Source organism: Halogeometricum sp. CBA1124, assembly GCF_009741955.1.
GTDB classification, from domain to species: Archaea; Halobacteriota; Halobacteria; order Halobacteriales; family Haloferacaceae; genus Halogeometricum; species Halogeometricum rufum.
On the sequence record NZ_WPCD01000027.1, the window covers coordinates 15,858 to 29,091 of the forward strand.

Below are 13,234 nucleotides of genomic sequence, written 5' to 3' on the forward strand. Positions count from 1 at the left end.
GTGGTCGTCGAGGGCGGCGGCGTAGGAGTCGGCGTGCAGGTGCGCGGTCGAACAGATGCCGAGACGGACGGTCACGTGCCCACCTCCGCGGGCGCGACGGGTTCACCGCGCTCGCTCGACTCGATGGCCGCGAGGGCGATTTTGACCGCCTGTCGGGCGTCGTCGGGAGTGATTTCCGGCTCCCGGCCGGTCTCGGCGCACTCGACGAAGTGTTCGAGTTCCTTCGTGTACGGACTCACCGCCAGCGGACTGGCCGGCGCGTCGCCCCTCCGCGCCGCCGGAGACGCGGACGGCGTTCTCGTCTCGGGCGTCGAACTCCAGCAAGCCCTCGTCCCCCGCGAACTCGTAGCTCGTGACGAACGGCGACCCCTCCGGGTAGGCCCAGGAGGCTTCGACGTGGCCGACCGTCCCGTCCTCGAAGCGGAGGACGACCGACGAGTGCTGGTGCAGGTGGCCGTCGTCCCACTCGGCGGTCCGGGCGAACACGCGGTCGACTTCGCCGACGACCCACCGGAGATAGTCGAAGTCGTGGATGGCCATGTCGAGCAGGACGCCGCCGCTCTGCTCCTTGTCGCCGAACCACGAGTTCGTGCCGTAGCGCGGCGGCGACGAGAGCCGTTCGGTGGTCATCGTCCCCGGCGCGCCGATTTCGCCGGCGTCGATTCGTCGCTTCGCCTCGACGTACTCGGGGAAGTACCGCAACACGTGCCCCGTCATGAAGGTGACGTCGGCGTCCGCGACGGCGTCGACGATGGCGTCCGCGTCCGCCGCGGTGCGAGCGAGCGGTTTCTCGCAGAACGCCGAGAGCCCGCGGTCGACGGCGGCCTCGATGAACGGTCGGTGTGTCGGCGTCGGCGAGCAGATGTCGACGGCGGTGAGGTCCGCCTCGTCCATCATGTGCTCGGCGTCGTCGTACGTGTCCGCGTCCGGCGTGTGCGCCGCGGCGAACGCCTCCTTGTCGTCTTCGAGAGACGCGACGGCGACGACCTCCGCGCCGGGTATCTCTTGGTAACAATTCGCATGGGTCTCGGCCATGAAGCCACTCCCCACTAGTCCAATTCGTTGCATCGGATTTATCGTGCGGAACTGGAGGTATTAAAGTTTGTGCAGCCGCGGACGGCGGTTAGATGTTCGACCACGTCGTCGTGACCGTCCCGGACGTGAACCCGACGCCGGCGAATCGGTCGCTCTGATCGAACACCGACCGGACGACCGACGGGTCCTCTAAGAGCCGGTGCTGGAGGTAGCTCCCGCGGGCGCGTCCGTCGCCCGTCCGTTCGATTTCGAGGACTTCGAGGAACTCCCACTCGCGCAGTAGGTCGTGGACGCGTCGCTTCGAGAGCGTCTCGAGTCCCGCGTCCGCGCAGATGTCCTCGTAGGCCGCGTACACCTCCGCGGTCTTGACGTCCGCGTCTTCTCGACGAGGGCGAGCGAGACGACCGAGAGCAGCGCCGCCTTCTGTTGGGCCGTCGCGCCCGCGAGGAGCGCTCTGACTCGGTCCCGTTCGGCGAGGGTCCGCGCCTCCCGCACGTGGTCGGCGGTGATGGTGTCGGCCCCCTCGTTCGCGGCGAGTTCGCCGGTGTGGCGGAGCAGGTTGATGGCCTTCCGGGCGTCGCCGTGTTCCTCGGCGGCGAGCGACGCGCACTCGGACACCGCGTCGTCAGAGAGCACGCCGCTGTCGAACGCGTCCAATCGACTGCGGACTATCTCGCGGAGCGCTTCGCGGTCGTACGGGGTGAAGACCAGTTCGCGCTCCTGGAGGCTGCTCTTGACCCGTTCCTCCAGTCGGTCGCGGTACTTGATCTTGTTACTGATGCCGACGATGCCGACCGAACAGTGGCGGAGTTTCTTCGCCTCCGTCGCCCGCGACAACTGCATGAGAAAGTCCGTCCCGTCGAGGCAGTCTATCTCGTCGAGGACGACGAAGGCGACGTCGAAGCGGTCGTCGAGAACCTCCCACAGGAGGCTGTAGTACCGAGAACGACCGTAGCCGCTCTCCGGGACGGTGACGTCCGTCTCCTCGGGGTCGTTCAATCCGCGGGCGGTCGCTCGCACGGCGCGCGTCTCCGTGTTCTCCTGCGAACAGTCGACGACGACGCGACCGACCGTGACCTCGTTCTCGCTCGCGGCGGCGACGATGCGGTTCGTGGTGTAACGGGCGCAGAGCGACTTGCCCGTCCCGGTCTTCCCGTACAGGAAGACGTTACTCGGGTCGTCGCCGGTGATGGCGGGGTTGAGAGCGGTCGCGAGACGGCGGATCTCCTCGTTCCGCGCGACGATGTGGGACGGGTCGGGGACGTACCCCACGTCGAGGAGTTCCTTCTTCGAGAAGACGTGATCCTGCGCGCTGAACGCGTCCCCGAGGCCGCTGGCGTTCTCGACCGGTCCGCCCTGCCGTGTCATGAGTTGACAATACGCCGACGCGCTCCATAAACGCACCGGGCAGTCGCAGGCGGCGGCCGGCCGTTCCCGTCTCCGGACACCACCCCCTCCCCTCGTTTCACCTGTATCGCATTACAGACCTACTATCGTAATGCCGTGTGAGTCGTTTACTACCGAAGGAGTTCACGTGAACGGCGTTCGCAGTCGCTGCAGGCGTTCGTAGCGAGTGAAGTCGACAGAAGGGACTGCGGGGGGCGACTGGCCGAAGCCGTCAGCCGAGGTACTCGTCGGCCCCTTTGTGCAGGGGGACGAACCCCTCGGCGAACTCGACGCCTCTGGTCCGCCCGAGGACGCGCGCCTCGGCGCGGACGCCCTCGACGAGGCCGTCGAACTCCGCGTCGATGCCGCCGTGTTCCTCCAGCCACTCGACCTGTGACTCGTGCTGGAGAATCGCCTCCTCTTTCGTCGAGTGGTGGTCGGTCACGTCGATGTGAACCTCCGGTTCGAACGACGACGTCGGCTTGCCGAAGTAGTAGACGTTGTCCGGTTCGCACGGGTCCGCGTCCGTCTCCAACAGCGGCAGCGAACACATGTAGTAGGCGTCGGTGACGAGTCGGGAGGTGACGCGGTGGTCGGGATGCATGTCGTCGCGGAAGTGCGTGAGGACGACGTCAGGTCGCAGTTCGCGGAGTTCTTCGACGAGGGTGAGTCGGTTCTCCAGCGAGTACGTCACCCGGCCGTCCTGAAAGTCGAGGAACGACGCCTCCGCGCCGAGTGTCTCGGCGGCCGCCTCCGCCTCTGCCTCGCGCGTCGCGGCCAGTTCCGCCTCGGTGGTGTCGAACCCGCCGTACTCGCCGCGGGTCATGTACACGATAGTCACGTCGTCGCCACGGTCAGCGTGCTTTGCGAGCGTCCCGCCGCAGAAGATGTCTGCGTCGTCGGGATGCGCGACTACTGCTGTGAGATGCATACACACGATAGTGAGAGAAACCGCTAATAAGCGTTGCGCCGGGGGAGACGCGTGCCCGGCGACGCGGCGAGCGAGTCGGGGAGCGCGCGCGAACGGTGTCGGAAGCGACGCGGCGTCACGAGAAGACGTACGAGAGGTCCGACTGCACGCGCGGGAGCATCCGCTCCGCCGCCGTCCGGTACGGCGGAACCTCCGCGGTCACCCAGCCGTCGTAGCCGGCGTCGTGCAACGCCGCCTCGACGGCGGGCCAGTCCACGTCGCCCTCCAGCGGATAGGTGAACGCCTCCATCGTGTCCACGTCGGTCCGGTAGTCCTTCACGTGGACGCGTTCGATGCGGTCGCCGAGGATACGAATCCACTGCTCGGGGTGGCCGAACCGCCTGACGTTGCCCACGTCGAAGTACGCCCCGACGGGGCCCGACGCGGAGGCTCGGTCGACGAACTCGGCGAACTCCATCGGCGAGAGCAGGAAGTCGTTCCAGACGTTCTCGACGCAGACGGTCACGCCGTGTTCGGCGCCGACGGTCGCCAGCGCGCGAACGGAGTTCAGCGCCCGGTCGTACACTTCGTCGTACGGTTCGGACTCGCCGACGACGCCGGGGACGACGAGGACGGCGCCCGCGCCGAGTTCGGCCGCGAGTTCGATCATCCGTTCGCCCACGTCGATGCCGGCCGCGCGCGTGGCGTCGTCGTCGCTCGCCAACTGGCGGTCCCAGTGGAGCGTCGTCGCGACGGCGGGGGACGGCGAGTCCGAGTTCGTCCAGTCGGTCGGCGAACGCGGCGACCGAGTCGTCGTCCCAGAGCGGTCCGTCCGCGGTCAGGTTCGGTTCGATGCCGTCGTACCCGGCGTCGGCGACGAGTTCGGCGTTCCGACCGAGCCCGTCCGCTGGGAATCCCATCTGGTTCAGTGCGAACTGCATGCGGCCCCACGTGCGTCCCGGACCGAGTTAATGGTTCGTGTGACGTGAGCGAATGTCACGGCTACCGGTCCGTGCCGTCACCGCGGGGCAAGAAATTTATATCGCGAGAGGATTTTGACGGTACATGGGAACGCTTAGCCTGGGAGAGTTGACCAAAGTATTTCAGGACGGCGGTGGCGAGATAGTCGCCGTCGACGGTCTGGACATCGACATCGAGGACGGCGAGTTCGTCGTGTTCGTCGGCCCGTCCGGCTGTGGCAAGTCGACGACGCTCCGCTGTATCGCCGGTCTCGAACTCCCGTCGAGTGGCTCCATCGTGCTCAACGGCGACGACATCACCGACAAGAGCGCGACCGACCGAGACATGGCGATGGTGTTCCAGAACTACGCGCTCTACCCCCACATGACGGCGCGGGAGAACATGTCGTTCGGTCTGCGGATGGGGACCGACCTCTCGAAGGAGGTCATCAGCGACCGGGTGCAGGAGACGGCCGAGATGATGGGCATCGAGGACCTCCTGGAGAAGAAGCCCGGCGAACTGTCCGGCGGTCAGCAACAGCGTGTCGCCCTCGGGCGGTCCATCGTGCGCGAACCGGAGGTGTTCCTGATGGACGAACCGCTCTCCAACCTGGACGCCAAACTCCGCACGACGATGCGGACCGAACTGCAGGAACTCCAGCAACGCCTCGGCGTCACGACTATCTACGTCACGCACGACCAGACGGAGGCGATGACGATGGGCGACCGAGTCGCCATCCTGAACGACGGCGAACTCCAGCAGATAGGCACCCCGCTGGAGTGTTATCACGAACCGGCCAACGAGTTCGTCGCCGGCTTCATCGGGTCGCCCTCGATGAACTTCATCGACGTCTCGGTCCGGACCGGTGCGAGCGAACTCGTCCACGACCGATTCACCTACCCCCTGAGCCGAGAGACGCAGTCGCTGGTCGAGGACGCCGGTGCCAGCGACGCCCTCACGCTCGGCATCCGACCGGAGGACGTCCGCGTCGTCTCGGAGGCGACGGACGCCTCGTTCCCCGTCACCGTGCAGGTGGTCGAACCGCTCGGCGAGGTCAGCTACGTCTACTTCGAACTCGAGGACGGCGTGACGTACACCGTGAGCGTCGGCGGCGACGTGCTCATCGAGGAGGGCACGACGGTCCACATCGAGTTCCCCGAGGAGAAGATACACCTGTTCGACGGGACGACGGGCGAGGCCATCAAGAACCGGACCGCACCGAAAGAGATGACGCTGGACCGCCAGAGCGTCTGACTCCCGAGCGAACCGGGCTGTGTCGCCGTGAGGTCGTCCGTCGACGGCCGACGCTCGCTATCAGACTGCGACTGATTGTCGTACATATTGACCATATGCAAAACCATTAAATGGCGTGAAATATGTCATGGGAACGCATGACTAGAGTCAACAGGCGAACGCTCCTCGGAGCGATCGGAACGGCCGGCGTCGCCGGTCTCGCAGGGTGTAGCGGTGGAAACGGTACGGAGACCACCGGCGGCGGCGGTGGCACCGAAGGCGGGAGTACGACGAGTGGCGGTGACACCGAAGGCGGGAGCGACTCCGGGTCGGGGCAGATGCCGGATTCGATGACGAACTGGGCGTGGAACGACCCCTCGCTCCAGCCCGTCAGGGAGGACCAGGCGGCCGAGTTCGAGGAGATGACGGGGACGTCCATCAACTGGCAGACGTTCCCCTTCGGCGACTTCACGGCCAAGTTCACGTCGGCGCTGCAGGGGGGCAACGCGCCCGACACCACCGCGCTGTCGGTGCTGTGGGTGCCCCGCTACGCCGCCCAGAACGTCATCCTCGACCTCGAACAGGAGGGGTTCAGTTCGGACAACTACGTCGGCGGTGCCAAGCGAAACGCCATGACGAACGGCTCGCTGTACAGCGTCCCGTGGTACGCCGACTGCCGCGCCCTCGCCATCAACAAGACGATGTTCGAGGCGGCCGGCCTGGAGATTCCGGACCCGATGACGCGTCCCTCGTGGGAGGAGTGGAAGTCCTGGGTCGACGCACTCGCGGAGGAACACGGGACCGGGTACGGGATGCCGGCGGGCGAGGGGTTCGACGGCTTCGTGCTCTCGAACGGCGGCGGCTACATCAACGACGACGCCAGCGAGGCCATCATCAACAACGACGCCGCCCTCGAAGCCGCCGAGTTCCTCCAGCCGATGGTGACGGACGGGAAGATAGAGACGTACACCGGGGGCGGCGCGACGACGGCCGGCGCCCAGTTCGAGTCGAAGAACATCCCGATGTACTACGCCGGGTCGTGGGACTACGGCCGCATGGAGGACGCCGGACTCGACTGGCAGTACGTCCCGCACCCGAGCGGGCCGCAGATAGACACCAGTCACACGTGGAGCGCCGGCGTCTACTACTCGGTCCCCAGTCGCGGCGGGGCCAACCAGGAGGCCGGCCTCCGGTTCCTCGAGTACATCTCGTCGGTCGAGACGCAGAAGAAGGTCGTCGAGGCCATCGGCGGCTTCCCCGGACTGAAGGAGGCGTACGAGACGGACTACTTCAACAACTACATCGAGGAACACCCGAAGCTGAAGACGATAGAGCAGGAGATGTCGAACACCATCGCCTTCCCGGACCACCCCGAAGTCGGGACGATGTGGACGGCGGTCCACACGCAGGCGGAGGCGCTCTGGACGGGGACCGAGCCGAAGCAGGCGCTCGACAAGGCCGCACAGGAGATAGAGAGTGTCCTCTGAAGACCCCTCTCCCATTCAGCGATGAGCACACACACAGCACGGGAGATTCCGAAGCAGGTGTCCGAGTGGCTGACGGAGACCGGCCTCGTGGACGGCCAGACGAACCCGATGTGGTACCTCATCGTCGTCCCGAAGGTGGTCCTGTTCGGGGTCATCATGGTCATCCCGTTCATCGGGGCGTTCTACGTCAGCTTCCACGAGTGGGCACCGCTCGCGCAGACGCATCCCTTCGTCGGCCTGGAGAACTACGTGCAGTTGCTCAACGACGAGGTGTTCTGGAAGTCGCTGCAGAACACCGCCTTCTACGCCGCGATGCTGCTGCTGTTCGACGTGCCCATCGCGCTCGGGTTGGCGCTCCTGCTCAACATGAAGCTCCGGGGGACGCGCTTCTACTCGGCGGCCATCTTCCTGCCCGTCGTCACCTCCTGGGTCGTCGTCTCACTCATCTGGACCTGGATATACAGCCCGACGAACGGCATCCTGAACGTCACGCTGGCGTCGCTCGGACTGCCCACGTACGACTGGCTGGGCAACCGCTCGCTGGCGATGCCGGCCATCACGGCGATGAGCATCTGGAAGCACATCGGGTTCAACATGGTCATCTTCCTCGCCGGCCTCGGCGGGATTCCCGACCACTACTACGAGGCCGCCATCGTGGACGGCGCGTCCCGCTGGCAGCGCTTCCGGTACATCACCCTGCCCCTGCTCAAGCCGACGGCGTTCTTCGTCGTCACCGTGACGATGATCTTCTCGTTCCGCGTCTACACGCAGGTGTACGTCATGACGAACGGCGGTCCGGTCAACTCGACGTACACGCTGATGTTCTACTTCTGGGAGCAGGGCTTCGGCCAGTTCAACTACGGCTACGCCAGCGCGATGGCCGTCGTGCTCCTCGTCATCGTGTTCACGTTGAGCATCTTCCAACAGCAAACGTGGGGGTCCGACGTTGAGTACTGACCTCGACCTCGGCAGCGAGGACCGACCGCAGTCGGGTCACGCCGCCGGTGCCGGCCAGTACGTCGTCAAGGCCCTCGCGCACGGCATCCTCATCGTCGCGAGCGCGCTCGCCGTCGTCCCGTTCGCGTACGCGCTCCTGACCTCGATGAAGCCCGAGGAGAACATCTTCAGCACGATGGGACAGCTCATCCCGGCGGAGCCGACGTTGATGAACTACGTCAACATCTGGATGCAGAACCCGCTGGACCGGTGGATATTCAACAGCCTCCTGCTGGCCGCCGGCGTCGTCTTCTTCACCCTGCTGCTCGACAGTCTCGCGGGCTACGCGCTCGCGAAGGGCGACTTCAAGGGACAGCGGTTCGTCTACCTGCTCGTCGTGGGGACGCTCATCGTCCCCCCGCAGGCCATCGTCGTCCCGCTGTACATCGAGATGTCGCAGTTCGACCTCGTCAACACGTACTGGGCGGTGATGCTGCTCTACATCGCCAACCCGTTCGGGGTGTTCATGATGCGGCAGTTCTTCCTCTCGGTGCCCGACTCCTATCTGGAGGCGGCCCGAATGGACGGCTGCAGCACCCTGCAGATATACACCCGCATCATGCTCCCCATGGCGAAGCGGCGCTGTCGTCGCTGGCCGTGTTCACGTTCACGTTCATCTGGGGGGCGTTCCTCTGGCCGCTCATCGTCCTCTCGGACTCGTCGATGTACCCGCTACAGGTCGGTCTCGCCGGCCTCACCGGACAGTACGGCTCCCAGTGGGGGCAGCTGATGGCCGCGGCCATCATCGCCGCGCTCCCGGTCATCACCGCCTACCTGCTGGCGCAGAAGACGTTCATGGAGGGCATCGCCCTCACGGGGTCGAAAGGATGACCGCACTCGCCACACTCGCCGCATTCGCGGCCGTCCCCCTGCGAATCGGCACGGCCGGACTCGACCAACGCGTCTGGGCCGGCGTGCTCGTCTTCGGCTTCGTCACGCTCGCGCTCGGCTACCTCTCGTTCGTCAGACGGGAGTTCGGTGCGGGCATCGTGCTGAAGGCCGGGACGGTGCTGCTGTTCGTCCTGACGCTCCTGTCGTACTTCTGGCCGAGTCGCCCCTGGCCGCACTGACTCTTTCACGGGGTATTTTATCTCCCTCTCTCCTACACGACTGGCATGAGCGCACGATGGTGGTACGGCGCCGCGACGACGGCCGTCGCGTGGGCCGTCTACCTCTTCCTCGGTCGGTCTGCGGACCTCGTGGCACTCCTCTCGACGACCGGGGTCGGTCTCGGACTCCGCGTCGGCCTGTTCGCCCTCTGGTTCCTGTTGCCCGTCTTCGTCGCCCTCGACTGGCGCGCCGTCCGCGAGGACGCCGCCTGGGACCTCGCACTCGGTCCGTGGCTCCTCGTCTCGGTCGTCTGGTTGGCGAACGTCGCCGCCGGAACCGCGTACTGCGTCCGCCGCGAGAGCGCGCTTCGGAACACGGTCCCGTCCGGACGGTGGGCGTACGGCGTCGCCGCCGGCGTCGCGTTCTGGGTCGCTCTCGTCCTCGTCAACCTCCTCTCGGCGGTGGTCGAGACGGGCGTCGTCGGCGCCGTCTTCGCAGGCCCCCTCGTCCTCGTCGCCCTCGCCGGCCTCCCGTTGGCCTGTTATCTCGACGTCGAACACGTCCGCGGACACACGCACTGGTCCCCGTCGAAGCGGTTCTGGCTGGCCGGCGTCAGCGTCCCGGTGGTGAACGTCTTCGTCGGCGGCGCGTACCTGCTCCGCCGGCACGCCGAGTTCGCGGAGACGAGCGACCCCGACACCGTCGAACTCCGCGGCGTCGAGGCAGAACCCGTCGAGCCCGTCCCCTCGCCGTGGTACCGCCGCATCACCCTCGCGACGGCCGCCTACTTCCTGCTGTTCGTCGTCCTCGGCGGCACGCCGGGCCTCCTCTCGGTCGGCCTGTGGCGACTGGCGGCGCTCCTGTGGCTCCCGTTCGGTCTCGCGCTCCTCCCGATGGTCCACCTCGACGTCGAGGCGCTCCGCGACTACGGCCTCGACTGGGGCCCGACGCGGTATCTCTACCTGAGTGCGGCCCTGCTTCCCCCCGTCGCGTTCGCCTACCTGCTCCGCCGGTCCACGATGGGTCGGCGCGCGCTCTCGCTGCCGTAGTCCGACGCTCGGCGACCGCTCGCCCCGGCGGCCGTCGGACGGACTGCCGCCGGGGAACCATTCATGTGAGTCGGTCGCGTGGTCGTCCCCATGAGAGTCGCAGTCGGCGCGATGAGCCACGAGACGAACACGTTCGCGGACGGCACGACCGGAATCGAGTCGTTCGCGACGGCGACGGGGACGGACCTGCCGGACGCCGACGGCGTCGGCCGGTCGCTCGGCGGTATCGTCGAGACGCTGGCGGACGCCGACGCCGAGATACTGCCGACGGCCGGGGCGAGCGCGCTCCCGGGACCGACCGTCGAGCGCGAGGCGTTCGAGTGGGTCCGAGCGGAGTTCCGCGCCCGTCTGGACAGCGAGACGGTCGACGGCGTCTGTCTCGACCTCCACGGATCGATGTCCGTCGAGGACGAACCGGACCCCGAGGGCGCGCTCCTCGCGTCCGTTCGCGAGGCGGTCGGTCCCGAGGTGCCCGTCACCGCCGCGCTGGACATGCACGCGACGATTACCGAGCGCATGGTCGCCCACCTCGACGGCGTCGCGGGCTATCGCACCGCCCCGCACACGGACGCGAGGAGACGGGCGCGCGAGCGGCGGACCTGTTGCTCGCGTCGCTGTCCGGCGAGGCGTCGCTCGCACTCGGGTGGGAGCCGTTCCCGATGCTGTTGGCCGGCGAGCGGTCCGAGTCGGAGGCCGAACCGATGCGCACCCTGCTGGAGCGGTTGCGCGAGGCCGACGAGACGGACGGCGTCTACGACGCCAACTACTTCCTCGGGTTCCCGTGGGCCGACTCGCCGCACGCGGGCTGTCACGCGCTCGTCACCGGCGACGCCTCGGCGGCCGCGACGGTCGAAGAGACGGCGACGGACCTCGCGGCGGCGTTCTGGCGACGGCGCGACGAGTTCGACTTCACGACGGAGGCGCACGACCCGGCGGCCGCGCTGGACGAAGCCGCCGCCGCGGACGCGCGGCCCGTCGTCGTCGCCGACACGGGCGACATCCCCGGCGCGGGCGCGGGCGAGAACGCGACGAACCTCCTCGCGATGCTGCTGGAGCGGTCGGACCTCGGGCGGCGTCGTCGCCGTCGTCTCCGACGCCGACAGTCACGCGACGTGCCGGGCCGCGGAGCGCGGAACCGCCGTCTCGCTCTCGCTCGGCCGCGCCTACCCCGAGGGGACGCCGCTCGACGTCTCCGGAACCGTCCTCGCGCATCACGACACCGACGACGCGAGGACGGCGCTCGTCTCGCTCGACGAGGGCGTCGACGTCGTCGTCGCGGACCGCCGGACCAACGTCCACCGCGACCCGGCGTTCCTCCGTCGCCTCGGCGTCGACCCGTCCGCGCGGCGGTCGTCGCCCTCAAGAGCGGCTACCTGAGTCCGGCGTGGAAGGACCTCGCCGCCAAGCGTCTGTTCGCCTTGACGCGAGGGGAGACCGACCAGCGACTCGCGTCGCTCCCGTACGAACGCGTCCCGCGCCCCTGCTACCCGCTGGACGAGGACGTGACGTGGTCGCCGTAGACGGTCGGAGGGTGACCGACCGCACCGGCGACGGGCGACGGCTACCGCGTCGGGACGCTCAGCCCACCACGTTCAGCCATCGGCGGGAACGAAGCCGTCGGCACCGAGCGACCCGTCGAGGAGGGCGCTCACCGCGACGACGGCGAATCCCACGGCGGCGGCGTACGCGTACATCGACTGGACGCCGACGACGTCGAGCAGGCGTCCCGCGGCGAGTTCGCCGACGCCCGTCCCGGCGGCGAAGCCGAACCCGGTGAGAAACGTCTGCGCCGTCGAACCGATGGCCGCGGGCGCGAGTTCGTGCGCGAGGTTCACCGCCGCGAGCATGAACGCCGCGTAGCCGACGCCGAGTAGCAACTGCATCGCGACGACGAACGCCGGCGCCGGGCCGACGCGTAGAACCCGAACGCGACGATGTGACAGCCGGCGCCCGCGACCAGCAAACTGCGGTACGTCGTCGTGAACCGCGCGGCGGTGAGGAAGACGACGGCCTCTGCGAGCGTCTTCGCGGCGACCGAGAGCCCGGTTATCGCGTCGGTCCCGCCGATGCTGCGGACGTACACCGACAGGTACGCGCTCCCGGCGGGGAACATCGTCCCCATGAGGAACGCGGCGACCAACAGGGCGGCGAAGTTCCGGTCTCTCACGAGCGACGCGGCCCGGAGACCGACGCTCTCGGTCGGCGGCCGACTCGCGACGGGGATGCGCAGGACGATGACGGCGAGGACGGCCATCCCGGCGGCGAAGGCGTAGAAGACGACGACCGAACCGACGCGGGAACTGAGTAGCCCGGTTCCGAGCGCTGCGACGCCGAACGCGATACTGCCGAACGCGCGGATGCCGCCGTACGACAACCCCGTCGAGAGCAGCATCGAGTTGGCGACGGGCTTCACCGGCGCGCGGAACGCCGCGAACGCGACGGTGACGGCCGCCAGAAGCGGGAACACGGCCGCAGTCTGCGGATAGAGGAGCCCCAGCGCCCCCGAGACGGCGACGCTCGACAGCAGGATTCGCTTCTGCGCGCCGAACCGGTCGCTCAACAGCCCCCACCCCGGGAGCGCGGCGATGCCGGCCACCTTGAGCAGGAAGCCGATGGTCCCCATCTGGACGCCGGTCAAGCCGACGGTCTCGAAGTAGGCGTTCCGGAACACGACGAACCCGCTCCACGCCGCGAAGTAGAGGAAGTAGAAGGCTCTAAAGTGGCGACGCTGGTCCATCGACTCCGGATTCAGCGCCCAGCATCTTAATCGCTCGGCTCCGTTCGGCGTCCGCCGCGACGCGAGCGCAACTCAGGGCGTGTCGAACTCGACCACCGTCTTGATGACGTCGTCGCCCGTCTCGAACGCCGCGTCGGCGTCGTCGGGGTCGTAGACGCCGGTGACCAACGCGTCGGTGAACCAGTCGGGGAACGCCGCGAGGCGGTCTTTGGCGGCCTCGTACTGCTCCACGTTGGAGTTGACGCTCCCGAACAGCGCCTTGTTCTCCAGCACGAGTTCGCGGTGCAGTCGGCCGCCGTCGATCTCGAACGTCCAGTCCTCGGGGATGCCGAGGAGCGCACCGACGCCGTTCGGCGCGAGGGCGTCCACCGTCTCGAAGGCGTGCTTCGCG

11 protein-coding genes and 4 pseudogenes are annotated in these 13,234 nt (G+C 67.7%); 8 read left to right on the forward strand and 7 right to left on the reverse strand.

Annotated features, from left to right (window positions below):
• Positions 1–102: 102 nt before the first annotated feature.
• The 4 genes and pseudogenes from GJ632_RS06010 to GJ632_RS06025 form a co-directional block, all read right to left on the reverse strand.
• Complete coding sequence (locus tag GJ632_RS06010) at positions 103–1,035, reverse strand: Gfo/Idh/MocA family protein (RefSeq protein WP_231751367.1); 933 nt, start codon at positions 1,033–1,035, stop codon at positions 103–105.
• Positions 1,036–1,123: 88 nt separating this feature from the next.
• Positions 1,124–2,403: pseudogene (locus tag GJ632_RS06015) on the reverse strand (Cdc6/Cdc18 family protein).
• Positions 2,404–2,653: 250 nt separating this feature from the next.
• A complete protein-coding gene (locus GJ632_RS06020; protein ID WP_089809779.1) occupies positions 2,654–3,352 on the reverse strand; it encodes a PIG-L deacetylase family protein in 699 nt (232 codons plus the stop codon).
• Positions 3,353–3,467: 115 nt separating this feature from the next.
• Positions 3,468–4,055 (reverse strand): sugar phosphate isomerase/epimerase, encoded by a 588-nt coding sequence (locus GJ632_RS06025; protein WP_231751368.1) that lies wholly within the window; start codon positions 4,053–4,055, stop codon positions 3,468–3,470.
• Positions 4,056–4,396: 341 nt separating this feature from the next.
• Here GJ632_RS06025 and GJ632_RS06030 point away from each other — a divergent pair, with 341 nt between their 5' ends.
• From GJ632_RS06030 to GJ632_RS25800, 8 genes and pseudogenes are all read left to right on the forward strand, one after another.
• Positions 4,397–5,545, forward strand: a complete 1,149-nt coding sequence (locus GJ632_RS06030) for an ABC transporter ATP-binding protein (protein WP_191452406.1) — start codon at positions 4,397–4,399, stop codon at positions 5,543–5,545.
• 137 nt (positions 5,546–5,682) lie between these two features.
• A complete protein-coding gene (locus GJ632_RS06035) occupies positions 5,683–7,011 on the forward strand; it encodes an extracellular solute-binding protein (RefSeq protein WP_231751369.1) in 1,329 nt (442 codons plus the stop codon).
• Between the two features lie 21 nt (positions 7,012–7,032).
• On the forward strand, positions 7,033–7,968 hold the full coding sequence (locus tag GJ632_RS06040; protein ID WP_089809771.1) for a carbohydrate ABC transporter permease: 936 nt from the start codon (positions 7,033–7,035) through the stop codon (positions 7,966–7,968).
• Entirely contained in the window at positions 7,958–8,737 is a 780-nt protein-coding gene (locus tag GJ632_RS06045; protein ID WP_231751370.1) for a carbohydrate ABC transporter permease, read from the forward strand. The genes GJ632_RS06040 and GJ632_RS06045 overlap by 11 nt, the downstream gene beginning before the upstream one ends.
• A gap of 97 nt (positions 8,738–8,834) precedes the next feature.
• Positions 8,835–9,077, forward strand: coding sequence for a hypothetical protein (locus GJ632_RS06050; protein ID WP_191452407.1), 243 nt, complete (start codon positions 8,835–8,837; stop codon positions 9,075–9,077).
• A 45-nt stretch (positions 9,078–9,122) separates the two neighbouring features.
• Complete coding sequence (locus GJ632_RS06055; RefSeq protein WP_191452408.1) at positions 9,123–10,106, forward strand: hypothetical protein; 984 nt, start codon at positions 9,123–9,125, stop codon at positions 10,104–10,106.
• A 111-nt stretch (positions 10,107–10,217) separates the two neighbouring features.
• Positions 10,218–10,999: pseudogene (locus tag GJ632_RS25795) on the forward strand (M81 family metallopeptidase); the annotation flags it as partial.
• Between the two features lie 238 nt (positions 11,000–11,237).
• Positions 11,238–11,483: pseudogene (locus GJ632_RS25800) on the forward strand (MlrC C-terminal domain-containing protein); the annotation flags it as partial.
• Positions 11,484–11,698: 215 nt separating this feature from the next.
• On the opposite strand, the gene GJ632_RS24665 reads toward GJ632_RS25800, so the two are convergent.
• From GJ632_RS24665 to GJ632_RS06080, 3 genes and pseudogenes are all read right to left on the reverse strand, one after another.
• A complete protein-coding gene (locus GJ632_RS24665; protein WP_191452411.1) occupies positions 11,699–11,989 on the reverse strand; it encodes an MFS transporter in 291 nt (96 codons plus the stop codon).
• Positions 11,938–12,843, reverse strand: coding sequence for an MFS transporter (locus tag GJ632_RS06075; RefSeq protein ID WP_191452412.1), 906 nt, complete (start codon positions 12,841–12,843; stop codon positions 11,938–11,940). Before GJ632_RS06075 ends, GJ632_RS24665 begins: the two co-directional genes overlap by 52 nt.
• Positions 12,844–12,915: 72 nt before the next feature.
• Positions 12,916–13,234: pseudogene (locus GJ632_RS06080) on the reverse strand (glucose dehydrogenase); the annotation flags it as partial.